Source organism: Kribbella sp. CA-245084 (assembly GCF_050942355.1).
Taxonomy (GTDB): domain Bacteria; phylum Actinomycetota; class Actinomycetes; order Propionibacteriales; family Kribbellaceae; genus Kribbella.
The window spans coordinates 7,033,846-7,057,519 of the sequence record NZ_CP192053.1 but is presented as its reverse complement, the minus strand read 5'-3'; the positions used below and the strand labels follow the sequence as shown (position 1 = coordinate 7,057,519).

Here is a 23,674-nt window from a genome sequence, read left to right as displayed (position 1 = left end):
CGAGTGAACCCACTCGCGTGCTCCGGGGTCGGTGTAATTCCGAGCCGGCGGTGACAGTCCGCGACCCGGCCGCTGCAGTTCGGCGGCCGGTTGACCTGGTGGAATTCCGGGACCGACGGTGAAAGTCCGGATGGGAGGCGCACGCGGTCGGCGGGTGTGCTCTGACGTCCGGTCGGGGCGTGCGCGAGTTGGCGGCGTACGGCGAAGGCCGGGTGGCGGAGCGTGGTCGCCGGTCGTCACGAGACCCCGGTAGTGCGTCCGTGACGACGAGGGACCGAAGAGCAGTGAGCAACACTTCGCCGATGGATGTCGCGTGGATGCGGCGTGCGGTCGAGCTGGCCGCGAAAGGTATCGGCAGCACCCATCCGAACCCGGTAGTCGGTTGTGTCATCACCGGCCCTGACGGGCATCCTGTCGGTGAGGGCTTCCACGCCGTTGCCGGTGGCCCGCATGCCGAGGTCGAGGCGCTCCGGATGGCCGGAGAGCGGGCCCGTGGCGGTACGGCGTACGTCACGCTCGAGCCCTGCAACCACACCGGCCGGACCGGCCCGTGCGCCGACGCCCTGATCCAGGCCGGCATCACGCGCGTCGTGTACGCCGTACCGGATCCGAACCGGACTGCGGCCGGCGGCGCCGAGAAGCTGGCCAACAAGAACATCGAGGTCGTCGAGGGCGTACTGCGGGACGAGGCCGAGGCGGTCAACTACGTCTGGCTGCACAGCGTCCGGACGGGTCGCCCGTTCGTCACGTGGAAGTTCGCGACCACGCTCGACGGACGCTCCGCGGCGCCGGACGGGACGAGCAAGTGGATCACCGGCCCGATCGCGCGTGCCGACGTACATAGGCATCGGGCCGAGTGCGACGCGATTGCCGTCGGCACCCAGACCGTGCTGGACGACGACCCCGAACTGACGGTCCGCGACGAGAACGACGTACCGGCTGAGCGGCAGCCGCTGCGGGTCGTCGTCGGCGACCGGGAGATCCCGCCGACCGCGCGGGTCCGCAACGACCGCGCGGAGACGTTGCTGCTGCCGACCCACGATCCCGCCGAGGTGCTGCGGCAGCTGGACGACCGGCAGATCCGGCACCTGTGGCTCGAGGGCGGCCCGACGCTGGCCGCTGCGTTCGTACGCGCCGGTCTGGTTGACCAGCTCATCGCGTACGTCGCCCCGGCCGTCCTCGGTTCCGGGTTCGCCGCGGTCGGCGAGCTCGGCGCGGAATCGATCGACCACCTTCGGCGGTTCAAGCTAGCGGACGTCAGCCGCCTCGGCGACGACGTCCGGCTGACCCTGGTTCCTCTGGGAGGAAAGTAGATGTTCACCGGCATCATCGAAGAACTCGGCACGGTCGAGTCCCTGGACCTGTTGGACGGCGACGCAGCTCGGTTGACGATCCGCGGTCCGAAGGTGACCGAGGACGCCGGCCACGGCGACTCGATCGCGGTCAACGGCTGTTGCCTGACGGTGGTCGAGTACGGCGACGGCGTGTTCACCGCGGACGTGATGCGCGAGACGTTGCAGCGCACCAGCCTGGGCGGCCTCGACAAGGGCTCGTCGGTCAACCTGGAGCGTGCCGTCACCGCACACGCGCGGCTGGGCGGTCACATCGTGCAGGGGCACGTCGACGGCACCGGCACGATCGCGTCGCGGAGCCCCGGTGAGCACTGGGAAGACGTCCGGGTCGCGACGACGCCGGAGATCCTCAAGTACGTCGCCGAGAAGGGCTCGATCGCGGTCGACGGGGTCTCGCTGACGGTGACCGATGTCGACGACGCTTCCGGGACGTTCGGGATCAGCCTGATCCCGACCACGCTCGAGCTGACCGTTCTCGGGCGGAACAAGGTCGGCGACACGGTCAACCTCGAGGTCGACGTGATCGCGAAGTACGTCGAGAGACTAATTGCTGGAGGCAACAAGTGAACCCGATCGACTGGCTGTTGCACTCCCAGGTGACGATCGCCGGATCGCCGGTGCTCGTCCGGGAGATCGTCGGCAACGTGTTCGGTCTGGCCAGCGCATTGTTCGGCATGCGCCGGCTGGTCGCCGCGTGGCCGGTCGGCATCGTCGGCAACGTGCTGCTGTTCACGGTCTTCGTCGGCGGGATCTTCGACACCCCGCAGGACAAGGACCTCTGGGGCCAGGCGGGCCGGCAGGTGTTCTTCGCGCTGATCAGCCTGTACGGGTGGTACCGCTGGTACCAGACCCGTCACGGCGGTTCCGCTTCGGCGGTCCAGCCCAAGTGGGCGACGGCGAGGCAGCGACTCGAACTGCTCGGCATCGGCGTCGTGATCTACGCGATCTCGTACGTCGTGCTGCAGGCGCTCGGCTCGTGGGGCCCGCAGTGGGACGCGTGGATCCTGACCGGCTCGATCCTGGCGACGTACGGGATGGCCCGCGGGTTCGTCGAGTTCTGGCTGATCTGGGTCGCGGTCGACGTGGTCGGCGTACCGCTGCTGGTACAGGCGAAGTTCTACCCGTCGGCAACGATGTACGTCGTGTACGGACTGTTCTGCATCATCGGATTCGCGTCGTGGTGGAAGATCCAGAACCAGGAGCGGGTTGCTCCGCCGGAACCAGTGGTGGTGGGTTGAGATGGGTAACGTCTTGAAACTCGACACGATCGAGCATGCGATCGACGAGATCCGCGCCGGGCGACCGGTGATCGTGGTCGACGACGAGGACCGCGAGAACGAGGGCGACCTGATCTTCGCCGCGTCCAAGGCGACGCCGGAGTTGCTGGCGTTCCTGATCCGGTACAGCTCCGGCGTGGTGTGCGTGCCGATGGAGGGTTCGGAGCTCGACCGGCTCGGGATTCCGTTGATGACGCCGCACAACCGCGAGCGGATGCGGACGGCGTACACGATCTCGGTCGATGCGCGGGACGGGATCAGCACCGGTATCTCGGCGGCTGATCGGGCGCGGACGATCCGGGTACTCACGGATTCGGCCTCGGAGTCGTACGACCTGGTGCAGCCGGGGCATGTGTTCCCGTTGCGCGGCCGGGAGGGCGGCGTACTCGTGCGGCCCGGTCACACGGAGGCGTCGATCGACCTGGCTCGTCTTGCCGGGTTGACGCCGGCCGCCGTGATCTCCGAGATGGTGAACGACGACGGGACGATGAAGCGCGGTTCGGAACTGCGGGCGTTCGCGGACGAGCATGGGTTGGTGCTCGTGTCGATCGACGACCTGATCCGGTACAGGCGTCGTACGGAGTCGCAGATCGAGCGGGTCGCGACCACCACGCTGCCCACGCAGTACGGCGATTTCGTTGCCCACGGCTACCGGAACACGGTGGACGGGTCGGAGCAGCTGGCGTTGGTGCGCGGCTCGATCGGTGATGGTCCGACTCTGGTTCGGTTGCACTCGGAGTGCCTGACCGGCGATGTGTTCGGGTCGCTGCGGTGCGACTGTGGACCACAGCTGGACGAGGCGATGCGGCAGGTCGCGGCTGAGGGCGGTGTGGTGGTGTACCTGCGCGGACATGAGGGCCGCGGGATTGGGCTGCTGCACAAGCTGCAGGCTTATGAGCTGCAGGACGCCGGCCGGGACACGGTCGACGCCAACCTCGATCTCGGGCTGCCTGCTGATGCTCGCGACTACGGGACCGGTGCGCAGATCCTGGCTGATCTCGGGGTGACGTCCGTGCGGCTGCTGACGAACAACCCTGACAAGCTCGCGGGCGTTCAGGGTTATGGCATCGAGGTGGTCGAGCGTCGTGGCATCTCGATCGACCCGACCGAGCACAACCTGCGGTACCTGCGGACCAAGCGCGACCGGATGGGGCATCACCTGCCCGGCGGCGTACTCACGGAAGAGAACGGAGCCGGCTGATGTCGGGCAGTGGAGCACCAACCATCGAAGCCCCGCGCGTAGACGGCGCCCGCGTCGCAATCATCGCGGCCCAATGGCACCCGAAGGTCACCGACGGTCTACTGGCCGGCGCCGTGCGCGCGTTGGAGGACTCTGGGGTTCGCGACTACACCGTAATCCGGGTCCCGGGATCCTTCGAGCTCCCGGTCGCGTCGCTGCACGCGGCCAAGGCGGGGTACGACGCCGTCGTCGCGCTGGGCGTGGTGATCCGCGGCGACACTCCGCACTTCGAGTACGTCTGCCAGGCGGCGACCGAGGGTCTCATGAACGTCGGGGTCACCACCGGCGTACCGGTCGGCTTCGGCGTCCTCACCTGCGACAACGACCCCCAGGCGCTGGATCGAGCCGGGCTGCCGGACAGCCGCGAGGACAAGGGCTACGAGGCAACCCAAGCCGCGTTATCCACCCTCGCCGCCGTCCGGCAACTGGGGTAGCAGCCCCCACGCGCGCCACGCAGCCGCTACCTTCGTCGCTCCGCTCCTCACCGCGGACTGCTAAGCGTGCTCCCACCCACCCCCGGCTCATCGCCGGTAAATCTGCCAGCTACCGCTGGCGACTTGCCGGCTGCCGCCGGCGGTTGCGGGCTACCGCCCGCGGGCGACTGCTTGGTCGTGGCCCGTGGGGGGAGTGGGGCCTGGTGATTGGGCCACGCGGTCCGGCCGACGCGTGCTGCGCAGGTGCTGTGTCGTCGCTACGCTCCTCCGACGCAACTGCTACACCCGCTCCCACCCGCCCTCCGGTTGAGCGGCGGCACATCCATGGCGGCTGTCGCCAGCGAGCCCGACGCACACGGCACTTCGCCATCGGCTCCAGAATGCGCCGACCCAGCTACCTCCCTTACGCAGCTTGACGTGGCACGAAACGACCTACTCAAAGGGCGCGTCAACGGCTGACGGGCCTCGTCAGAGAAGGGCGGCGGCGAATTGGTCGTGGTGGGTGGTCCACCAGCGGCGCCTGCGGTCGAACTTCTCGATGCCTCCCCTGCGGTTCATCGTCGCGACGGTGTTCGGACCGCCCTCATCCATGCTGCGCCGCGCGGCTGCTTCGATGCGGGCGAGGGCGTCGTTGATGGCGGTGAGCAGTTCTGCGCGGCCGTCCCGGTCCAGTCCGTAGGCGTCGGCGATGAGTCGTAGCCGTGGCGGCCGGTCGGCGGGCAGCCAGCCGATCCGTTCCTGGTCGAAGTCGTCCTCGATCGGTACACAGAGGCGGGCGAGCTGGGCGAGATCGTAGACGGGGCGGCCAGGGGCGGCGAACTCGAAATCGAGCAGCGCAACGGCGATGCCGTCACGGAAGACGACGTTCGATAGCTCTACATCGTTGTGGCACACCAGCGTCCCGCCCGCAGGGTCAGCCAGACCGTCGTTCCAGGTGAGACCTTGAGGGTCGAACTCGCGAGCGGCGTCGTGCAGCCCGCGCAGCAGCCTGGCGATGGACGCTAGTGCGGTGTCGGACTGGCTCCAGTCCGGGTAGGGCGCCACGGGGACGTCGCCCTCGATGAACACGAGGCGCTCGCGGCCGTCCTCGTCGATGCCGACCGGTGTCGGGGCGCCCTCGAATCCGAAATCTTTCACCGCTCGCAGGAATACGTGAATCGAACCCGAGTGCGGACTCGAAGGACGAAGAACGTGCGGACCGGCACGGACAACCTGGCCCGCGTTCGCGATCCCGCCATCTAGCTGCTGCTCGGCAATACCGGAAGTTTGACAGACCGAGTGCAGCTGTCGACAGGCCGTCGACAACTAGGCTTCCGTATCGTGTGAACCGACCGGCGGGTTCCTGAGATCGGGCGAGAGTACGCCGCTTGTGCATCGCAAGGCCCGCCGATTAGCCCCCCGCTCTGCGTTGATCCAGCACCAGCTACGCCCGACCCGCCATTGGCGCGCGTTGACAGCGGACGCTGGTCGGCGCCTACAAGGTGTACGTCGGTGGTGGAAGGGAGTCGCATGATTGATTTCTTGAGGGGCGTACGCCGATGACTCGGGATGACAGCCCATCGGCAGCCAGGGTCGAGCTCGACGACCGAGCGGCGAGTCTGGTCCGGCCGACCTGCGATCGGGACACGGTCGTGCCTCACTACAATCGGTTCGTGAGTAGGCGTCCGCGCGACGCGGTCGACCGCGCGGCAGCGCGAACCGCAGGCGGCAGCAGGCACCCCCGGCGCTAAGCCGGGCACTCCCGGCGCTAAGCCGGAACCTCGGCGCCAGCCGGGCACCCCCGGCGGTAGCCGGGCACCCCCGGCGGTAGCCGGAAAGGGTGCACCGGCGGCAGCCGGGGGGTGGGCGGGTGCGCGCGGAGTGGGTGCGTTGAGGAGCGGAGCGACGAAGGGAGCGCCCGCGTAGCACGCGGGGGTGCTTTTCTCGACGCAGTACGCGGGGCTTTCCTCAGCCGATCCGTGTGTGGTTCATGTGCCAGTTGGCTACCCAGGTCTTGCCGCCGTCGGTGGAGAACGCCTGTTCCCACGACGATTTGTCGACGCCCCGGTTCCACAGGAACCGGACGTCTATCGGCTGGCCGTTCAGTTCGTCGGGACCCTCGAAGGTGCCGACGTCTCCGTCGAATGAGCCGATGACCGGTGTCTCCAGGTGGCCGCGTTCGCTGTTGATCCAGTGGATTGCCCACGTGCGCGACGTCGGGTCGTACAGCCGGAAGGTCGCACCCCGGAAGCCCTCGGTCGGGTACCAGCCCTCGTCGACGCTGATTGCGCCGTCGAAGTACGTCGTGCCTTCCAGTTCGGCGTCGAACTCGTGCCACTCGAACGGCTCACCCAGCACGGGCCGGCGCCGGAGGTTGTGGAACGACCAGCGTCCGACGAGGAAGTCGAAGTCGTCGGTGACCTTCGGTACGTCGAGCGGCGGCGGGGGATCAGAGCGCCGGGTGAAGTCCATGATCCAGTTGGTTTCCCAGGTCTTGCCGCCGTCGCTGGAGTACGCCTGCTCCCAGTGCGCCGTCTTGTCGGTGATGTCCGACCACTCGTAGCTGCAGAGGATCGGGAACCCGTCGAGCGAGTCCTCACCGACGAGGCGACACGAAGTACCGTCCTCCGACCAGCCGCCGTGCACAGGTGGGTAGAGCTTCATCGTCCGACTGTCGACCCACCAGATACTCCATCGACGAGCTTCCGGGTCGAACACCCGCAGCGACAACCCGTACGACCCTTTCGTCGGGAAGCGCATCTCGTCGATGCTGATCTGTCCGTCGAAGTACGTGTGGGCGGTCGTGGTCCCGTCGTACTCGAGCCACTCGTCGCAGTCGGCGAAGGCCTGTTTCAGCGTGCGGTGGTGGACGTCGAAGTACCCGTTGAGGAAGTCGAAGTCGCCGGTGACCTTGTTCCATGTCGTCATGCGTCCAAGCCTGCAGCGAATACCTGACAACCGATGGCAGCGATAAGTATTAACCTGAACAGCATGCGTTCGAGCCGGCTGTTGTCGATCCTCCTGTTGCTGCAGACGCGCCGGCAGTTGACCGCGCGTGAGCTCGCCGATGAGCTCGAGGTGTCGCTCCGCACGATCTACCGCGACGTCGAGGCGCTCGCGGCGGCCGGCGTTCCGGTGTACGCCGATCAGGGGCGCGCCGGCGGTTATCGACTCGTCGAGGGATACCGCACCAAGCTGACCGGACTGACCGAGCAAGAAGCGGCCGCACTGTTCCTGGTCGGTATGCCGGGCGCGGCCGCAGCGCTCGGGCTCACCGCGGAGACCAGCGCGGCCGAGCTCAAACTCCTCGCTGCCCTCGCGCCCGATCAGCGCGACCGCGCCGGCCGGCTCAAGAACCGCTTCCACCTCGACCTGCCCGCCTGGTACCAGGATGCCGAGGACTCGCCGCATCTTTCGGCCATCGCCGACGCGGTCCTCCACGACCGCCGCGTCAAAGTCCTTTACCGACGCTGGGAAGCACCGCGCGAGGTCGAGCGTCTCCTCGAGCCGCACGGCCTCGTCCTGAAGAACGGCAGTTGGTACGTCGTTGCCGCGACGCCCCGAGGCCTCCGCACGTACCGCGTCTCCAACATCCTCGAGCTGACGCCGACCGAGGACAGTTTCGAGCGCGACCCGGACTTCAACCTGACCCAGTTCTGGCAGGACCACCTCGAAGGCTTCGACCGCGTCCGGTACACCGATCAGGCCGTCGTACGAGTCTCCGCGCGCCTGGCCGCGAGGATGTACGACGTGTCGTTCCCGAGCCTGGTCAAGGCGGTGGCGGCCGCCGAACCGGAGCCGGACGGGAGTGTCGTGGTGACTATTCCGATCGAGTCGGTCGCCAACGCGGCAGCCTCACTGAGCAGGTTCGGCGCCGCAGTGGAGGTGCTCGAGCCCGCGGAACTGCGAACCGAACTCGCCGACCTCGGCCGCGCGCTCCACGACCTCTACTCCTGAGCCAACTCCCCGTTGGCCCGCTGACCGGCCTCGGTACTGCGGCGCAGGAAATCAGCGATCAGAGCAAGCTCCGGCTCGCTGTACTCCGCCAGTACGTCGTCCATCGCGCCGATCATCGGCTGGTACAGCCGGAACACCTCCATCCCGCGATCCGGCAGCACGCGGATCGTGACGCTGCGGCGGTCCGCCCGCGCGCGATCCCGGGCGATCCAGCCGGCCTTCTCGAGCCGGTCGAGGATGCCGGTCAGCGTGGCCGGGTGCAGGCCTGCCTGCCGGGCGAGGGCGCTCGGCGTGAGCGGTCCGCTGCGGGCGAGCACGTCGAGGCAGTCCAGGTCGACGTCCTTCAGCGCCAGCTTGCCGCCGACCTGGTGGTTCAGCAGGGCGAGCTGGATCCGCAGGTCGCGGAGCGCGGCCTTGATCTCGTTCCCGGTACGCCGGTGGTGGCGTGCGTCACTCGGTTCTGTCTGTTCCATATATTATGATTCCCGTACTATATGAGTTACAGATCAGATTCACGATAGCGCAAGGAGACGCGGGATGAGGATCACGGTGTTCGGCGCGACGGGTGGGATCGGCGGTCACGTCGTACGGCAGGCGCTCGATGCGGGGCACAAGGTGACCGCGGTGGTGCGGAAGTCGTCGGCGTTCGAGGTGGAGCATCCGTCCCTCGAGGTGGTCCGGGTGGCGGGTCTCGATGACGCGGACCCACTACGCGAGGCGCTCGACGGGAGTACGGCGGTCGTGTCCGGCGTGGGCGCCCGCGGACGCAAGGACGGGCCGGTCGCGTCCCGGAGTACCCGATCGATGCTGACGGCAATGGAAGCGGCCGGGGTGCGGCGGTTCGTCGCGGTCAGCGCCGCCCCGCTCGGACCGATCCCCGACGACGAGAGCTTCCTGAATCGCCGGGTGGTGTACCCGATGATCAACGCGTTCGCGGCCGATGTGTACGCGGACCTGCGATTGATGGAGGCGGCGATCATGAGCAGCACCACGGAATGGACGATCGTGCGCCCGCCGAAGCTCAACAACAAGGCGCTCACCGGTCACTACCGCACGGTCGTCGGCGGCACGGTCACCAAGGGGTACTTCGTCTCGCGGGCCGACGTCGCGCACTTGATGCTCGCGGTGCTCGACGACCCCGAGACGATCGATCAGCCGGTCGGGGTGTCGTACTGATGACGCGCTTCGTGCGGTCGGCGAGCTTGCTGTTCAGCGGGGTGTTCGCTGGATTTCTGGTGTGCGTGTTGGTGCTCGAGAACTCGTTGCGCGGGTTCGATGCGGCGGTCTACACGCAGACCCGGCTGGTGGAGCTGGACTCGCTGGACAAGTTGGCCTCGGCAACGTTGATCCCGGCAATGATCACCACCGTGCTACTGGCGATCCGGGCCCGGGGCAATGATCGGCGGATCGTGCTGGTGGCGATCGCGTTGCTGGTGGTCGTGTTCGCGACGACCTTCGCCATCAACCTGCCGATCAACTCCCACCAGTCCGCGTGGTCGGTGCAGAACCCACCGTCCGACTGGGCGAGCGTCCGCGATCGATGGCAGGTCGCACACCTGATCCGCACAGTCGCCGCCGTACTCGCCTTCGGCGTACTGATCACAGCAAGCCAGATCACCGCGACCGTGCGGGATCGCGGCCGGCGGATGGCTATGTCAGGTCGCGGATGAGGTTGTGGGATACGGCGTGGGCTGTGTGGTCGCGGTGGCCGGTGGTGGTTTGGGCCATGGTGAGGGAGTTGAGGAGGGCTTCCTCTACTGACTCGGTGACCGCTTGGAACGGGCCGCGGAGGTCGCCGTCGGCGTACCCCGGCGTGCGGTTGGTGGTGAAGGCGATCGCGTAGTCGCCGCTGCCGGGTGCAAAGTCGGAGCCAACCCGCCCCATCGCAAACACCGCCCGCCGCGCCAGCCGCCCCAACTGCCGGGCATCAAGCGGCAGATCCGTAGCCACCACGATCATGCAGCTGTTCCCGTCCGCGTCGACGGGTGTTGCGGGGACCGGTCGGCCCAGCACAGTCAGCAACCCAGAGAAGTTCGCCTGTACCAGAACGCCAACCGTGTACCCGGCGAGCGCGCCGGCTGCGCCGGCGCGCTCGCCGGGTACAGAGGCGGAAGCGGGCGGGGCGGAAGCGGGCGGGGCGGAAGCGGGCGGGGCGGAAGCGGGCGGGGCGGAAGCGGGCGGGGCGGAAGCGGGCGATGGGGAAGCGGGCGAGGCGGGCGGGGCGGGCGTGGGCGAGGCGGGGGCAGGGGATGGGGACGGGGTGGCGCCTGGGGCGAGGGTGCGGGACGACGTACCGATGCCGGCTTTGAAGCCGAGTGCTGTGGTGCCGGTGCCGGCGCCTGCGCAGCCTTCGAGGGGGAGGGTGGAGCTGGCTGAGTCCAGGGCGGCGTGGACGTGTTCGGGGGTGATGGGGCGGCGGCGGATGTCGGACAGGTAGGCGTCGTTGGTTTCGCCGACGATCGGGTTCAGGCTCGTGGCGCGAGGGTTGCGGTCCAGGAGCCAGGTGACCAGGGCGTCGGCGACGCGGAACGTGCTCAGGGTGCCGGTGAGCAGGATCGGGGTCTCGATCACGCCGAGCTCGTCGACCTGGGTCGTCCCGATGAGCTTGCCGTACCCGTTGCCAACAGCAACAGCTGCCGGAAGCGTCTCGGCGTACCCGTCGGGGACGATCGCGGTGACGCCGGTGTTCAGGCCGTCGCCGGTGAGCGTGGTCTGGCCGACGCGGACCCCGGGTACGTCGGTGATCGCGTTGAGCGGACCGGTGGGCAGGGTGCCGACGACGACGCCGAGGTCGCGGACTCTCCGGGGATTCTGCATACGGCTATCGTCGGCCACATGCTCGAGCACCTCGCCGGCCGGGTCTGGCTCTCTCCACTCGACCCCGACTCCGACGCGATCCGCCCGTCGGTCGCCGTCATCGCCGACGAAGCCGGATCCGTCGTCGTCGACGCCGGCAACAGCCCGGACCATGCCCGAACGATCCAAGCAGCAATCGCAACTGCCGGACTGCCCGCGCCGAAGTGGCTCGTCTACACGCACCACCACTGGGACCACACCTGGGGCGCCTCCGCCTGGCACGACGTCACGGTCGTGGCCCACACAACGGCCACCGACCTGCTCAAAGCCGAAGCGGCCAAACCGTGGAGCCACCGCTACCTCCACGATCAGGTCGAGGCCAACCCCAAACTCGGCCCCAGCTTCCGTGCCCGCGCGCTAGCCGTACCCGACTGGAATGACTTCCGAATCGTCCTCCCCGACCAAACCTTCGACGACACCCTCACGCTGCCAACAGGCGTCGTACTCCGTCACGTGGGCGGCAATCACGCACCGGACTCCCTGATCGCGGTCGTCGATGGTGTCGCGCTCCTCGGCGACGCGTTCTACCCGCCGCCGTACCACCTCCGCAGGCCCGACGACACGATCGACTACGCGATGGTCAAGCAGTTCCTGTCCGAGCAGCACGACTGGTACGTCGACGCGCACTCAGCGCCCCGGACGAGATCAGCCGCGCTCGCCGGGTCCTAGCGGAGACCTGTCGCCGACGAACCACAAATGCCCGAACGGGTCCAGGAACGACCCCTGCCGATGCGTCCCCCAGGGCACCTCGTGATCGCGGACCGGGTCGAAGCTCCCGTCCGCGCCGGCCTCGACAGCACGCTGGACGAAACCGTCCGGATCGTCCACGAACATCTCGACCCGGACCGTCGGAGCGCCGGTCTCTGCGGGCGTCTTCCAGATGTTGTTCCCGGGCTCCCCGAGGAACACCGGAGCGCCGTTCACGCTCAGCCCGATCACGCTGCCGAGGTTCCAGAGCTCGACCGCGCCCAGCGCCTCGGCGTACCAGGACGCGGCGGCCGGCGCGTCTTCGACAGCGAGCATCACGGAGATCTGTGCGAATCCGTCCATGTGTCCAGTAACCCACACGCCACGCCGGGACCGGTCCGATCGGCGGACCTGCGGATGGAACTCGTCGGTCCGCCCCGTAGGCTGGGCGGGCGATGAAGAGTTTTGAGGAGCTGTTTGCCGAGCTGGGTGAGAAGGCGGCGACGCGGCCGGAGGGTTCCGGGACCGTGGCGGCGCTGGATGCCGGCGTGCACGCGATCGGCAAGAAGCTGGTCGAAGAGGCCGCCGAGTCATGGATGGCAGCGGAGTACGAGGGCAAGGAGCGGGCCGCGGAGGAGCTGTCACAGCTCTTCTACCACGCTCAGGTGATGATGCATGCCCTCGGCCTGGACCTCGAGGACGTGTACCGACATCTGTAGGAGCCCCCCTCCCACAGATCACCGGTTCACATCCGCAACGGTTCATACCCCAGAAAGGGCAGTCGCCATGCTGCGCGTCGCGGTACCGAACAAGGGCTCGCTGAGCGAAGCCGCCACCGAGATGCTCGTCGAGGCCGGCTACAAGCAGCGTCGGAGCACCAAGGACCTCACGCTCACCGACTCGGCCAACGAGGTCGAGTTCTATTACCTCCGCCCGCGGGACATCGCGGTGTACGTCGGGGAGGGCACCCTCGACGTCGGCATCTCCGGCCGTGACCTCGTGCTCGACTCCCACGCCGACGCCGACGTGATCATGGGCCTCGGGTTCGGCTCGTCGACCTTCCGGTTCGCCGGGCGGCCCGGGGTCGCGGACTCCGTGAAGGACCTGGCCGGCAAGCGCATCGCCACGTCGTACGCCGGGGTGCTCCAGGACCACCTGGCCGAGAACGGCGTCGACGCGTCCGTCGTCCGCCTGGACGGCGCGGTCGAATCGGCCGTACAGCTCGGTGTCGCCGACGTGATCGCCGATGTGGTGGAGACCGGTACGACGCTGCGCCAGGCCGGCCTCGAGGTGTTCGGCGAGCCGATCCTGAAGTCCGAGGCCGTGCTGATCAAGCGCCACGGCGTCGAGATCACCCCGAACGGCATGCACCAGCTGGTACGCCGCCTCGAAGGTGTCCTGATCGCGCGGAATTACGTGATGATGGACTACGACATCCGCGCCGAGGACGTCGACGCGGCGACCGCGGTCGCGCCTGGCCTGGAGTCGCCGACGATCTCCCCGCTGCACAAGCAGGGCTGGGTCGCCGTCCGGGTGATGGTCCAGCGCGCCGAGGCGCAGCGCCTGATGGACCAACTGTGGGAGGTGGGCGCCCGTGCCATCCTCACCACAGACATCCACGCCTGCCGGATCTGACATGAGCGACAAGCTCTTCACGTTCCATCCGCGGATTCTCGCGCTGATGGCGGGCGTGATGGGCCTGTCGCTGCTGGCCGTGTTCGTGGTGATCTGGATCCGGCTGCCGGCCGACGCCAAGGACTCGTTCAGCTGGTTCCAGCGGCTCACGCTGATCGCGTTCTTCGGCGCGATCTTCTGGATCCTGTACCGGATGACGACGCTGCGCGTGACGGCGTACGAGGACGGACTGCGGATCCGGAACGTGTTCAAGACGTACACGCTGACCTGGTCGGAGATCAGCGGGCTGCGGTTCCGGCCGGGTGACGCGTGGCTGCAGCTGTTCGATGCCGACGGCAACCGGATCGGCATCCTCGCGGTCCAGGCCGCGGAGGGCGCCCGGGCGAGCCGCGCCGCGAAGGAGCTCGCGGCGGTGGCTCGCGACCACGGCGCCGGCGCTAAACGGCCACCGAAAAACTAGTCGTGTGCGACTCACCGGGCTTCAGGACGACCAGGTCCTGACCGGTGACGAACGCGTCCGGCGGACAGGTCATCGGCTCGACCGCCAGCGCCGTACGCCCGACCGCCTCGCCGGTGAACAGCTGCATCCAGGGTGTGTCGCTGGTCAGCGCTGACCTCGCGCCGGTGTCGGGATCGGTCAACGAGACCGTCCAGGTGCCGTCCAACCCCGTGAACGCGTTGTCGATCGAGGTTGCCCCGATGACCCGTCCACCGTTGAAGTCGTACTCCGAGCCGGCGACCGGTGTGAGTCCAACCGGCTGCATGCGGTCCGCGGAGACCTCCACGCGGTTGGCGGCAGTGAACTCGAGTACGCATTCGTCAATGGGACGTCCGACGGAGAGATACGGATGTGCTCCGTAGCCGTAGGGCGCCGCGGTCGCGCCAATGTTGGTTGCAGTGGCGGTGACGGTCAGGTGGTCGGTCAGGCGGTAGTCGAGGCGGAGGTCCAGCTGGTGCGGGTAGCCGGGCTGGCCGTGGAGGCGGTGGCCGACTACCAGGGCCGCTGGGTCTGAGCCGTCGTCCACCCGGAGCCAGTTGGCCCAGCGGGTCAGGCCGTGGATGGCGTTCGAGCGGGCGGGCTCGGTCAGGTACAGCTGCTGCGCGACGCCCTCGAACGTGTACTTCCCGTCGGTGATGCGGTTCGGCCACGGGAACAGGTGCTGGCCGATCCCCGCATGCGCCGCCTCGTCCTCGCCGTACCCGAGCAGGACCGGGCGCCCGTCGTACGTGAGCCCGCGCAGCCCGCCGCCGACGCTCACCACCGTCGCCTCGTACCCGCCGCCGCGGAGGACCCACTGCTCACCCGATGGCAAAACATTCATGGTCCAATCCTGACTGACCTGTCCATCGAGGGCGAACCCGTTCGTGGTCATGCTGTAAACACGCTCACAGGAGGTACGACGTGAAGTACATGCTGCTGATCAACGCCGGGGAGCTCGACACGGCGAACGCGCCGGTCGGATGTGAGCCGGAGGACTGGATGCGGTTCGACAAGGAGATCACCGACTCCGGGGTGGTTGTCGCCTCCGAGTCGCTTGCCGATCTGGTCACCGCGACCCGCGTTCAGGTCGCTAACGACGGCAAGCGGACCGTGACCGACGGGCCGTTCGCGGAGACCCGTGAGGTGCTGGGCGGGTTCTACGTGATCGACGTACCGGATCTGGATGTCGCGCTCGACTGGGCCGCGAAGTGCCCGGGGTCGCGGGCCGGCGGATCCGTCGTGGTTCGCCCGGTCGCGGAGTTCTGAGCATGGACCAGGTCGAGGCGGTCTTCCGGGAGGAGCGCGGCCGGCTGCTGGCCGCGCTCGCCCGGCGGTTCGGGGACCTCGACCTGGCCGAGGAAGTCACGTCGGAGGCGATCGAGGCGGCGCTGGTGCGCTGGCCGGTCGACGGCGTACCGCCGAATCCGGGCGGTTGGCTGATGACAACCGCCCGGCGAAAGGCGGTCGACCGGCTCCGGCGCGATCAGGTGTACGCCGCGAAGCTCGCCGTACTGCAGGTCGACATGGACCGGGCCGCGCCGCAAGCGACCGGGGGCGAGCTGCCGGATGAGCGGTTGCAGCTGTTCTTCACCTGCGCTCACCCCGCGCTCGCGGCCGAGGATCGCGGTGCGCTGACGCTGCGCTGTCTGGCCGGTCTGACCACGCCGGAGGTCGCGCGGGCGTTCCTGGTGCCGACCGCGACGATGGCGAAACGGATCGTGCGGGCGAAGCAGAAGATCCGCGATGCGCGGATCCCGTTCCGCGTCCCCGATCCGGACGAGTTGCCGGAGCGGCTGCCCGGCGTACTGCAGATCGTCTACTCGGTGTTCACCGAGGGGTACGCCGCGAGCTCGGGACCGTATCTGCAGCGGCTCGACCTCGCCGAGGAAGCGATCCGGCTGGCCCGGATCCTGCACCGGCTGCTCCCGTCCGAGCGCGAGGTGACCGGTCTGCTCGCCCTGATGCTGCTCGTCCACGCCCGCCGCGACGCCCGCACGGGGCCGGACGGCTCGCTGATCCTGCTCGAGGACCAGGACCGCGCGCGGTGGGACCACGAGCTGATCGCCGAGGGCCGCGACCTGGTCGTATCCGCGCTCACACGCGGAGCCGGACCGTACGCCGTGCAGGCCGCGATTGCCGCGCTGCACGATGAGGCGGCCGACTTCGCCGCCACCGATTGGGCGCAGATCGTCGCGCTGTACGACGTACTGCTGGAGCTCGACCCGTCGCCGGTGGTCGCTCTCAACCGGGCCGCGGCGATCGCGATGCGCGACGGCGCCGAGGCCGGCCTCGCGCTCCTCGACGAGCTGGCCGACGAGCCCCGGCTGCGCGACTACCACCCGTTCGCTCTCGCTCGCGCCGATCTGCTGCACCGTCTCGGACGTTTGCCTGAGGCAACCGCGGCGTACGAGCGCGCTCTCCGACTGGCCGGGTCCGAGCCGGAGCGGGCACATGCACGTGACCGGCTTGCGTCGATGGAGCAGACTTGAGCGTCATGGAGACCGTTTACGAAGCGGCGGGTGGGTCCGAAGGCATGCTCCGGCTGGCGCGGGCGTGGCACGAGCGGGTGATGGCCGACGAGGTCGTCAGCCATGCATTCCACGGTGAGGTCGAGCCAGATCACATCGAGCGGCTGGCGGCGTACTGGGCCGAGGCGCTCGGCGGGCCGGAGGGCTACACCGGGGTGTACGGCGACGAGGCGTACGTCGAGCGGCGGCACAGCGGGAACGGCGAGCACGACGAGATGAACCGGCTCGCGATCGAGCGCTTCGACGAGGCGATGACCGACGCCGGGCTGACCGATCCTCGTCTACGTCAGGTCCTGCACGATTACTTCGCCTGGGCGACGTTCACCCCGATGTACCGGCACAACACCGCCGACATCGCCGACGATCTGACGATCCCGCGCTGGTCCTGGGACGGCCTGCAGACGTGACGGACAGCCTCTCGAGACTCGCCCGCAGCTGATCAGCGCTACGAAGCCGCTGAGTCGTGCGGAGGTAGCGCCACCGACTTCGTGACGAGCTCCACTGCGGGGTCGAACGGGATGGTCGGGTCGCCGTCGACGATCACGTGGGCGCGCGAGCGAGTGGCCTGCTCGGCGAAATGGTCGCGCTCCCAGCGCATCCACTCGAGCCAGTGGTCGCGGAGGGCCTCGCCGTCGCGTTCGATGCCGCGCTCCAGGCGGACCTCGTTCGACGTCTCGACCCAGAGCCGCAGCGATTGCCAGTGGGCCGCATCCCGGTCGCAGGCGGTGACGCCTTCGACGATGAGTAGGTCCACAGTGTTCGGTACGACGTGCAGCTCGGCGTACGCGCCGACGTACCAGTCGTAGCGGCGGTAGCGGCCCTCTCGGCCGTCGGCCAGCCGTTGCAGCACGTGGTCGCGGAGCAGACCGAATCCACGCTCGGCTCCGGTCCAGCCGTCGTACAGGTCGTCCATGTGAATGACGTAGGTGTTCAGGTCGCGGGCCTCGGCCCGGGCCTGGAGGTGGGCGGCGACGGTGGTCTTGCCGGATCCGGCGGGGCCGTCGATGCCGACCAGCCGGGTCCGGCCCAGTTGAGGCGAGCCGGCCTGGACGTTGTCGAGCAGCGAGTCGATGGTCAGGGGCGAGCCGTGGTCAGCGGCTTTATCAGTTGATTCCATGGCGCTTCAGAATGTCCTCGATCTCGTCGAACTCCGACGAATCCTGCTGCTTCGCCTTCCCCTTTGACGGCTTGGCAGCTTTGGCCGTATTAGACATGGTGGCCGAGGCGGGCGCCGGGCCCGTCGCGGTCAGCTCTCCCGCGGGCGAGGCGGGTTTCTTCTCGGCCTTCTGGTTCCCGCCGCGGCCCCGGGCCACACCCGAGACGACGTAGAGCACCACCGATACGCCGAACAGCGCGACCCCGGACCAGACTGTCGGCGAGAAGATCAGGTGCGTGATCCAGCTCACCGTCGAGCGGACCACGTCCCAGACCAGCTCCAGCAGACCGGTCAGGTACAGCGAGACCGGTAGCAGTGACCAGGCCACACCGCGCGTGCCGGCCGCCACCCCGCGTCGCCGCCAGGCGAACCACGAGCCGATCAGACCGAGCAGCGTGAGGCCTACGCAGAACGGCAGCAGCGTCAAATCGTTGAAATCAGGCACATACCCAGGCTCGCACAGTCCCCGCCGGAACCAAGGGGGGAAGTGCCCTGACGTACCCCTGAAAGAGACCTCCGGATCCCCAGGCCATCACAATCTCCACTTCCGACCCGGCCTGAGCGTGGACCGGCCGCCCAGCGCAGATTGTGATGGCCTGGAGATCCGGACCTCCCCCACTCACCAACCTCCGGCGCACCCCCTGCGCCCGGTGCGCCGAGCGTGTCGGAGGCCGGTGGGGTGGGGTTGGTGAGTGGCGGCGGTCCGGGTCCGGCGAGAATGCTGGCATGCAACCAGAGCGGCGGCTGGCCTTTACCGGGTTCGACAACGACGACGGTACGGCGGATCCCGCGCTCGCGGCCGCGCTTGCGCAGGGTGACGACGGCGCGGTGCTAGCTGCGTTGACCAAGGCGCGGCTGCTGGTGCCCGTGGTGGCGATGCTCGGCGAGGTCGAGTACGACGAGAACGGGCTGGCGCACGACAAGACCTCGGACATGGCCGTCGCGCTGCTCCAGGGACAGGACGGGCGGAACGCGCTGCTGGCATTCACCGGCACCGAGAGCCTGGCCCGGTGGAGCCCGGACGCGCGGCCGATGCCGGCCCAGGCGCAGCTGGTCGCGACCGCGGCGATCCAGGAAGGCGCGGCCGCGATCGTGCTGGACATCGCCGGTCCGGCTGCGGGCGTGATCGAGACCGACGACGTACGCCGGTTGGCCGCCGGCCTCGAGGTGGTTCGCCTGGAAGACGGCGGCTACGGGTGGATCGAATCAGCCGACGGGTGAGCTGAGCGCGTCCATCGGCCTGGCGCGCATCGCGATGCGGCCGGTGATCGCCGTGGTCGGGAGTACCAGCAGGAGGACTACCGCGACCCACGCGATCAGGACCCAGACCGGACCGGACGGGATCGGCCAACCTCGGGTTGCCATCGCGATCGGGAGCACGGTGAACGCCGCGGTGATCAGACCGCTCACCAGCCCGAGTGCGGCGATGAGTAGACCTTCGAGGCCGAGCATGCGCGAGACTTCCCGGCGGGTCGATCCGGTCAGGCGCTGAAGGCCGAACTCGCGGCGGCGGTCGAGGACAGCGACTGCGATCGTGTTGACCGAGGCGATCGCCGTGTAGGCGACTGCGATCGCGGCTAGTAGGTATCCGATCCAGGCGTCGACGCCGAGGCCGGTGTCCAGTCCGTCGGCGAGCAGTTCGCGGCCGCCGATCGACGTACCGGGCCATTTCGAGAGGTCCAGCTGGAGCTTGTCGGTGGTCTTAAGGACCAGTTGGCTCGGCAGGCCGGTTGTGGTGTGGGCGGCAAGGAGTTGTGCGGGGAGCAGGAGGGATTGGTAGCCGGACGGGCCCTCGGCGAGGGCGACCACCTTGACCTTGACGAGTGCGTCGTCGCCCAGACGCAGTCCGATCTCCGAGCCGACGTCGACCTTGAGCTTCTTCGCCCTACCTGGAGGCAATGCGATCGTGTTGCCGGTCAGGTCGTTGAGTGAGCCCTTGGTGACTTTGTCTTTGTAGATAGGGCCGCTGAGGCCGAGGAGCGGCCAGGCGTCGCTGGTGTGGGATGCGTCGTACGGCTCCTCGATCCAGCCTTTGCTGCGGACGAGTTCGGACGATGTGGTGACGCCGGGGAGTTCGCTGGCGGCCTTGGTGAGGGAGGCGGGGATGCCGCCGGTGATGACGACGTCGCCGGCCAGGTTGCTGGTGAAGGCTTCGACGGCCGCCTTCTGCTGCGTGGTCTGCGAGTAGATGTTGCCTAGGGCAATCGCTGTGGCGATCGTGATGGGGATCAGGATCGCGCCGAACTGCACCGCGCGGACGCGGAGGTTGATGACCGCGAGGACTCCGCTCGTACCGCGCTTCTCGACGAATCGGGTGATGCGGGGGACGAGGGCTCGCTGGATCACAAGCGGGGCAAGGATTGCGACTGCGATCGAACCGGTCAGACCTGCCGGGCCGCCGATCGCGGCAGCGTTGGTCGGACCCATGAACGGGGTGGACAGTGCGATCGCCACGGTGGCGCCGGCGAAGATCAGGCCGATGATCACGCGGATGCGGCTGAGTGCGACATTCGGTACGGCGGCCTCCGCGAGGGCCTGGATCGGGCGGATCCGGGCGGCGCGGCCGGCGGCGAATCCGACGGTGATGCGCAGTACTGCGAACGTGAGAATGGCTGCGCCGGCGAAGGGGAGCGGGCCCTGGTCGTACCGGAGCTGAGGAGGCACGATCCCGCCGTCGGCGAGCAGGCCGAAGATCCAGTTGCCGGCGAGGCGGCCGCAGAGGAGGCCGAGGACGAGCCCGAGTACGCCGACCACCATCGTCTCGGCGATCACCATCTTGCCGACCTGTCGCGGTGTCGCACCGCTTGCCCGCAGCAACGCCAGCTCACGACGCCGCTGCCGCACCGACAACCCGATCGTCGCCGACACCACGAGCGCCATCACCACAGCCACCATCCCACCGAAGACGCCGGACATGATGATCAAAGGCAGACTCGTAGCAATCCCTTGAAACTCCGCAACACCCCGGTCGTCGCCCGTGTACGCCTTCACCCCTTGCGGCAACTCAAGCCGCTTGGCCAACTCCCGCACCGACGTACCATCCGCCGGAAACACGCCGATCGCATCCACCCCAGCAGGCACATCCGCATCCGCAAAGAACACCCCCGGCACATCAACCTGCCCCTGAGCCACCGCAACCCCAGCCAACACAAACCTCCGCGACTCACCCCCCACAACCACACCCACCCGATCCCCAAGCACAGCCGCCCCAACCAACCGCTGATCAAGCACAACCTCACCCACCCGCGGCCCTCGCCCACCAACCAACCGATACGGCGCCAACCCCGCCGAACTCCACCCATGCCCAGCAAGCCCACGAGCCGCCACACCAGCCGAACCTGCTCCGGGGGAGCTGCCCGTGCCTGCTCCGAAGGAGCCGCCTGCGCTGGCCGCGCCTGTCGCAGAGGTGCCGTTCGTGCTGCGCGCGCTGGCCGCGCCGGCTGCGGGCAAGCCGCTCGTGTTGCCCGCGCCTGGTGCGGAGGAGTTGCCGACGCCAGGGCCTGGGGAGCTGCTCGTGCCTCCAGCACCCGCGCCTGCGGCGGGTGAGCCATTCGTGCCCGGGCCCGGGCCAGGGGTGCCGGCTGTGCTGCTCGTTCCTGCTCCGGAGGAGCTGCTCGTAGTGCCTGTGCTGCCTCCGCCGCCTGCGGACGGGCTGGTCGTGCCGCCCGGGCGCGGCCCGGGGGAGCTCGCGGCGCCGATAACTACCGCCGGGAACGACCTGTCGGCGATCGCCTTGGCGACTCCCGGCGTACTCGCGAGCTTTCCGACCAGCGCCGCGTCGACGCGGTGGCGTTCTGGGAAGGGGGCGGAGCCGCTGCCGTTGGGGGGATGGTAGGCGGGGTCGCCTGCTACGACTATGGGGGCGGCGGCGAGGCGTTGGGGTGGGGCGTTGAGGCGGAGGCCGGTTTCTAGGAGGCCGCCGGCGGCGGCGGCTAGGAGGGCGCCGCCGAGGAGGACGGCGACGAAGATCGCGAGGAAGGCGGCGGTGCGGTAGCGCAGGGTGGTGGCGGCGAGGCGGAGCATGTCAGCTCTCCCTGGGTGAGAGGCTCAGCTGGGCGAGTTCCGCGGCGACGGTCTCGGCGGTGGGGTGGGCGGTCTCGGTGACGATCCGGCCGTCGACGAGGAAGACCACGCGATCGGCGTACGACGCCGCGACCGGATCATGAGTGACCATCACGGTCGTCTGACCGAGCTCGCGGGACTGATCGCGAAGCAGCGTCAGCACCTCGAGCGCAGTGGTCGTATCGAGCGCCCCGGTCGGCTCATCCGCGAACGTGACCGCAGTACGTCCGGCCAGCGCCCGCGCGATCGCGACCCGCTGCTGCTGACCGCCGGACAACTCACTCGGCCGGTGCTTCATCCGCGCATCGAGCCCGACCCGCCGGATGACCTCGGTCACCCACGCGTCGTCCGGCGACTTCCCAGCCAGCGTCAGCGGCAGTACGACGTTCTGCCGCACCGTCAGCGCCGGCATCAGATTGAACGACTGGAACACAAACGCAACCGACTCGCGCCGCAGCTCCGTCAGCGCAGTCTCATCCAGACCGCGAAGCGACTTCCCGACCAGCGAAACATCACCAGAGGTCGGTACGTCGAGCCCGGCCGCACAATGCAACAACGTGCTCTTGCCGGAGCCGGACGGTCCCATCACCGCGGTGAACGTCCCGGCCTGGAAGCCGTAGGTGACACCGGCCAGCGCCTCGACAGCGCCGGGTCCGGTGCCGTACACCTTGCGAACGTAGGTCAGCTGCACAGTCACGGCGCGACCAGTACGTCGGACTTGCGGTGGTAGGACTCGTTCGTCCACCAGAGGATCGCGACGACCGCGCCGAGACCAAGGTCCGACCAGAGCCACCACGGTCCGTCGAAGTGACCGAACATCGCGAGCGCCACCCAGATCACGAACTGCACCACGCAGGTCACCAGCCACACGCCGGTGAATGCACGCAGCGCCGTCGTCAGCCCGCGAGGCGGGGCCGCGTCGGCGACGCCCGTCATGATCCTGCGGAGCTCGCCGCGGGTCTGCGCCGTCAGCAACTGCAGCTGCCGATCGCTTGCCTGCGACGGAGTGACGATGGCCTGCCGTACGGCGCTGTCGAGCTTGGCGACCGCGGCGCGGCGGTCGGCGTCGGTCAGCTTGATCTGGTCGGGCGTCAGGAGGGGTTCGAGCAGCGTGTACATGGTGGGTTCCTTTCAGGAGGTCGATGTGAAAAAGTGTAGGGGTTGAACAGTTTCGTCCGCCCGGTGCTCAGGACCCGTTCCGAGGTGGTGCTAGCACCCCTCTTCCGCCCTCTTCACTGCGATCGGCCCGCTCCACGGCCGTCGTACGTCAGGATGGGAGACATGACCGAGGACCGCGGGGAGCTGCCGCCGGGGCTCGCCCTGTCCTGGGGTGTGCTGCCGGTGCAGCGGCGCGGGCCGAAGCCGGCACTGTCGATCGAGCAGATCGTCGCGACCGGCATCGAGTTCGGCGACCGGGACGGGTTCGAGGCGATCTCGCTGCAGCGGATCGCGGCGCACCTCGGCGTCACCACGAACGCGATGTACCGCTACGTCCGGTCCAAAGAAGAGCTGATCGTGCTGGTGAACGACAAGGCGGTCGGCCTGCCGCCCGAGCTGCCCTCCGGCTGGCGCCCCGCAGCGATCGCCTGGGTGAACGCCCAGGTCAAGCTGTACGCCGAGCGGCCGTGGCTGCTCGACGTGCCGATCCGCGGCGCCCCGGTGACGCCGAACCAGTTGCGCTGGGTCGAGGCGATGCTCACGGCTCTGTCCGAGACCGGGCTCAGCCAGCACGACAACCTCGGCTGTCTGCTGCTGCTCAGCGGATATGTGCGGAACTACGCGAGCCTGGCTCGGCAGCTCGGCTCGAGCGCTGACGCACCGGTGCAGGCGGAGCAGGTCGGGCGGTTCCTGGTGCCGCGGCTGATCGAGGGCGGCTACCCGACGCTGACGTCGGTGTACCTCAACGAGGAGTACGAGGACGGCCTGGACGACGACCTCGACTTCGGGCTGGCGCGCATCCTCGACGGCATCGACGTACTGATCGCCAAGCGGTAACGCCGGGGAAACAGCCAGGCGAGTTGGATCTCAGT

General features: G+C 68.6%; 29 protein-coding genes and 1 riboswitch. Of the genes, 18 read left to right on the top strand and 11 right to left on the bottom strand.

All coding sequences use genetic code 11. From position 1 onward, the window contains the following. Positions 1–14: 14 nt before the first annotated feature. A riboswitch (FMN riboswitch) is annotated at positions 15–146 on the top strand. Between the two features lie 156 nt (positions 147–302). The 5 genes from ribD to ribH are packed head-to-tail and all read left to right on the top strand — an operon-like array spanning position 303 to position 4,303. Further along, positions 303–1,313: a bifunctional diaminohydroxyphosphoribosylaminopyrimidine deaminase/5-amino-6-(5-phosphoribosylamino)uracil reductase RibD gene (ribD, locus tag ACQPYH_RS33435; protein WP_432879612.1), complete on the top strand. Its 1,011-nt coding sequence runs from the start codon at positions 303–305 to the stop codon at positions 1,311–1,313. Continuing rightward, positions 1,314–1,919 (top strand): riboflavin synthase, encoded by a 606-nt coding sequence (locus ACQPYH_RS33430; protein WP_432879610.1) that lies wholly within the window; start codon positions 1,314–1,316, stop codon positions 1,917–1,919. Then, the gene (gene pnuC, locus ACQPYH_RS33425) at positions 1,916–2,590 is read left to right on the top strand and encodes a nicotinamide riboside transporter PnuC (RefSeq protein WP_432879608.1); all 675 of its coding nucleotides are present in this window, start codon (positions 1,916–1,918) and stop codon (positions 2,588–2,590) included. Before ACQPYH_RS33430 ends, pnuC begins: the two co-directional genes overlap by 4 nt. A 1-nt stretch (position 2,591) precedes the next feature. Next, on the top strand, positions 2,592–3,830 hold the full coding sequence (locus ACQPYH_RS33420; RefSeq protein ID WP_432879605.1) for a bifunctional 3,4-dihydroxy-2-butanone-4-phosphate synthase/GTP cyclohydrolase II: 1,239 nt from the start codon (positions 2,592–2,594) through the stop codon (positions 3,828–3,830). After that, the gene (gene ribH / locus ACQPYH_RS33415; protein WP_432879603.1) at positions 3,830–4,303 is read left to right on the top strand and encodes a 6,7-dimethyl-8-ribityllumazine synthase; all 474 of its coding nucleotides are present in this window, start codon (positions 3,830–3,832) and stop codon (positions 4,301–4,303) included. Before ACQPYH_RS33420 ends, ribH begins: the two co-directional genes overlap by 1 nt. Positions 4,304–4,771: 468 nt before the next feature. Here ribH and ACQPYH_RS33410 read toward each other — a convergent pair whose 3' ends face one another. Both ACQPYH_RS33410 and ACQPYH_RS33405 read right to left on the bottom strand, forming a co-directional pair. Further along, a complete protein-coding gene (locus ACQPYH_RS33410; protein ID WP_432879600.1) occupies positions 4,772–5,608 on the bottom strand; it encodes a phosphotransferase in 837 nt (278 codons plus the stop codon). Positions 5,609–6,250: 642 nt separating this feature from the next. Continuing rightward, positions 6,251–7,210 (bottom strand): hypothetical protein, encoded by a 960-nt coding sequence (locus tag ACQPYH_RS33405; RefSeq protein ID WP_432879597.1) that lies wholly within the window; start codon positions 7,208–7,210, stop codon positions 6,251–6,253. Positions 7,211–7,273: 63 nt separating this feature from the next. Between ACQPYH_RS33405 and ACQPYH_RS33400 the strand changes: the two genes are divergently transcribed. Next, positions 7,274–8,239: a helix-turn-helix transcriptional regulator gene (locus ACQPYH_RS33400; protein WP_432879595.1), complete on the top strand. Its 966-nt coding sequence runs from the start codon at positions 7,274–7,276 to the stop codon at positions 8,237–8,239. Here ACQPYH_RS33400 and ACQPYH_RS33395 read toward each other — a convergent pair. After that, the gene (locus tag ACQPYH_RS33395; protein WP_432879593.1) at positions 8,230–8,712 is read right to left on the bottom strand and encodes a MarR family transcriptional regulator; all 483 of its coding nucleotides are present in this window, start codon (positions 8,710–8,712) and stop codon (positions 8,230–8,232) included. The two genes, ACQPYH_RS33400 and ACQPYH_RS33395, sit on opposite strands and share 10 nt — an antisense overlap. A 64-nt stretch (positions 8,713–8,776) precedes the next feature. Between ACQPYH_RS33395 and ACQPYH_RS33390 the strand changes: the two genes are divergently transcribed. After that, positions 8,777–9,415, top strand: a complete 639-nt coding sequence (locus ACQPYH_RS33390) for an NAD(P)-dependent oxidoreductase (protein ID WP_432879590.1) — start codon at positions 8,777–8,779, stop codon at positions 9,413–9,415. After that, a complete protein-coding gene (locus ACQPYH_RS33385) occupies positions 9,415–9,909 on the top strand; it encodes an anthrone oxygenase family protein (protein ID WP_432879588.1) in 495 nt (164 codons plus the stop codon). Before ACQPYH_RS33390 ends, ACQPYH_RS33385 begins: the two co-directional genes overlap by 1 nt. Here ACQPYH_RS33385 and ACQPYH_RS33380 read toward each other — a convergent pair. Further along, the gene (locus ACQPYH_RS33380; protein WP_432879585.1) at positions 9,890–11,056 is read right to left on the bottom strand and encodes a P1 family peptidase; all 1,167 of its coding nucleotides are present in this window, start codon (positions 11,054–11,056) and stop codon (positions 9,890–9,892) included. The genes ACQPYH_RS33385 and ACQPYH_RS33380 overlap by 20 nt on opposite strands. 18 nt (positions 11,057–11,074) lie before the next feature. Between ACQPYH_RS33380 and ACQPYH_RS33375 the strand changes: the two genes are divergently transcribed. Continuing rightward, entirely contained in the window at positions 11,075–11,764 is a 690-nt protein-coding gene (locus ACQPYH_RS33375) for an MBL fold metallo-hydrolase (RefSeq protein ID WP_432879583.1), read from the top strand. Here the strand turns inward: ACQPYH_RS33375 and ACQPYH_RS33370 are convergent. Beyond that, positions 11,741–12,145, bottom strand: coding sequence for a VOC family protein (locus tag ACQPYH_RS33370; RefSeq protein WP_432879581.1), 405 nt, complete (start codon positions 12,143–12,145; stop codon positions 11,741–11,743). The genes ACQPYH_RS33375 and ACQPYH_RS33370 overlap by 24 nt on opposite strands. Before the next feature lie 92 nt (positions 12,146–12,237). Between ACQPYH_RS33370 and ACQPYH_RS33365 the strand changes: the two genes are divergently transcribed. The 3 genes from ACQPYH_RS33365 (at position 12,238) to ACQPYH_RS33355 (ending at position 13,877) form a co-directional block, all read left to right on the top strand. Continuing rightward, entirely contained in the window at positions 12,238–12,501 is a 264-nt protein-coding gene (locus tag ACQPYH_RS33365) for a phosphoribosyl-ATP diphosphatase (protein ID WP_134109136.1), read from the top strand. Positions 12,502–12,568: 67 nt separating this feature from the next. After that, complete coding sequence (hisG, locus tag ACQPYH_RS33360) at positions 12,569–13,417, top strand: ATP phosphoribosyltransferase (RefSeq protein WP_432879579.1); 849 nt, start codon at positions 12,569–12,571, stop codon at positions 13,415–13,417. A gap of 1 nt (position 13,418) precedes the next feature. Then, positions 13,419–13,877: a PH domain-containing protein gene (locus ACQPYH_RS33355; RefSeq protein WP_432879577.1), complete on the top strand. Its 459-nt coding sequence runs from the start codon at positions 13,419–13,421 to the stop codon at positions 13,875–13,877. On the opposite strand, the gene ACQPYH_RS33350 is transcribed toward ACQPYH_RS33355, so the two are convergent. Continuing rightward, the gene (locus tag ACQPYH_RS33350; RefSeq protein ID WP_432879572.1) at positions 13,855–14,739 is read right to left on the bottom strand and encodes an aldose 1-epimerase family protein; all 885 of its coding nucleotides are present in this window, start codon (positions 14,737–14,739) and stop codon (positions 13,855–13,857) included. The genes ACQPYH_RS33355 and ACQPYH_RS33350 overlap by 23 nt on opposite strands. Before the next feature lie 89 nt (positions 14,740–14,828). On the opposite strand from ACQPYH_RS33350, the gene ACQPYH_RS33345 reads away from it, so the two are divergent. The 3 genes from ACQPYH_RS33345 to ACQPYH_RS33335 are packed head-to-tail and all read left to right on the top strand — an operon-like array spanning position 14,829 to position 16,833. Continuing rightward, a complete protein-coding gene (locus ACQPYH_RS33345; RefSeq protein ID WP_432894544.1) occupies positions 14,829–15,164 on the top strand; it encodes a YciI family protein in 336 nt (111 codons plus the stop codon). A 2-nt stretch (positions 15,165–15,166) separates the two neighbouring features. Beyond that, positions 15,167–16,387, top strand: coding sequence for an RNA polymerase sigma factor (locus tag ACQPYH_RS33340; RefSeq protein WP_432879570.1), 1,221 nt, complete (start codon positions 15,167–15,169; stop codon positions 16,385–16,387). Between the two features lie 5 nt (positions 16,388–16,392). Beyond that, positions 16,393–16,833 carry an oxidoreductase gene (locus tag ACQPYH_RS33335; protein WP_432879567.1) on the top strand — a complete coding sequence of 147 codons (441 nt, stop codon included), beginning with the start codon at positions 16,393–16,395 and terminating at the stop codon, positions 16,831–16,833. A 38-nt stretch (positions 16,834–16,871) separates the two neighbouring features. Here ACQPYH_RS33335 and ACQPYH_RS33330 read toward each other — a convergent pair whose 3' ends face one another. Both ACQPYH_RS33330 and ACQPYH_RS33325 read right to left on the bottom strand, forming a co-directional pair. Then, the gene (locus tag ACQPYH_RS33330) at positions 16,872–17,543 is read right to left on the bottom strand and encodes a uridine kinase family protein (protein ID WP_432879564.1); all 672 of its coding nucleotides are present in this window, start codon (positions 17,541–17,543) and stop codon (positions 16,872–16,874) included. Beyond that, positions 17,530–18,027 (bottom strand): hypothetical protein, encoded by a 498-nt coding sequence (locus ACQPYH_RS33325; protein WP_432879562.1) that lies wholly within the window; start codon positions 18,025–18,027, stop codon positions 17,530–17,532. The genes ACQPYH_RS33330 and ACQPYH_RS33325 overlap by 14 nt, the downstream gene beginning before the upstream one ends. 281 nt (positions 18,028–18,308) lie before the next feature. On the opposite strand from ACQPYH_RS33325, the gene ACQPYH_RS33320 reads away from it, so the two are divergent. Further along, positions 18,309–18,803: an SseB family protein gene (locus tag ACQPYH_RS33320; protein ID WP_432879559.1), complete on the top strand. Its 495-nt coding sequence runs from the start codon at positions 18,309–18,311 to the stop codon at positions 18,801–18,803. On the opposite strand, the gene ACQPYH_RS33315 is transcribed toward ACQPYH_RS33320, so the two are convergent. Next, positions 18,789–20,684: an FtsX-like permease family protein gene (locus tag ACQPYH_RS33315; RefSeq protein WP_432879556.1), complete on the bottom strand. Its 1,896-nt coding sequence runs from the start codon at positions 20,682–20,684 to the stop codon at positions 18,789–18,791. The two genes, ACQPYH_RS33320 and ACQPYH_RS33315, sit on opposite strands and share 15 nt — an antisense overlap. Positions 20,685–20,940: 256 nt before the next feature. Between ACQPYH_RS33315 and ACQPYH_RS33310 the strand changes: the two genes are divergently transcribed. Then, positions 20,941–21,417 carry a hypothetical protein gene (locus tag ACQPYH_RS33310; RefSeq protein ID WP_432879553.1) on the top strand — a complete coding sequence of 159 codons (477 nt, stop codon included), beginning with the start codon at positions 20,941–20,943 and terminating at the stop codon, positions 21,415–21,417. 189 nt (positions 21,418–21,606) lie between these two features. Here the strand turns inward: ACQPYH_RS33310 and ACQPYH_RS33305 are convergent, their stop codons facing one another. Next, positions 21,607–22,341 carry an ABC transporter ATP-binding protein gene (locus ACQPYH_RS33305; RefSeq protein WP_432879550.1) on the bottom strand — a complete coding sequence of 245 codons (735 nt, stop codon included), beginning with the start codon at positions 22,339–22,341 and terminating at the stop codon, positions 21,607–21,609. Further along, entirely contained in the window at positions 22,338–22,763 is a 426-nt protein-coding gene (locus ACQPYH_RS33300; protein ID WP_432879548.1) for a hypothetical protein, read from the bottom strand. The genes ACQPYH_RS33305 and ACQPYH_RS33300 overlap by 4 nt, the downstream gene beginning before the upstream one ends. Before the next feature lie 162 nt (positions 22,764–22,925). Between ACQPYH_RS33300 and ACQPYH_RS33295 the strand changes: the two genes are divergently transcribed. Further along, positions 22,926–23,639 carry a TetR/AcrR family transcriptional regulator gene (locus ACQPYH_RS33295; RefSeq protein WP_432879546.1) on the top strand — a complete coding sequence of 238 codons (714 nt, stop codon included), beginning with the start codon at positions 22,926–22,928 and terminating at the stop codon, positions 23,637–23,639. Positions 23,640–23,674: the final 35 nt, after the last annotated feature.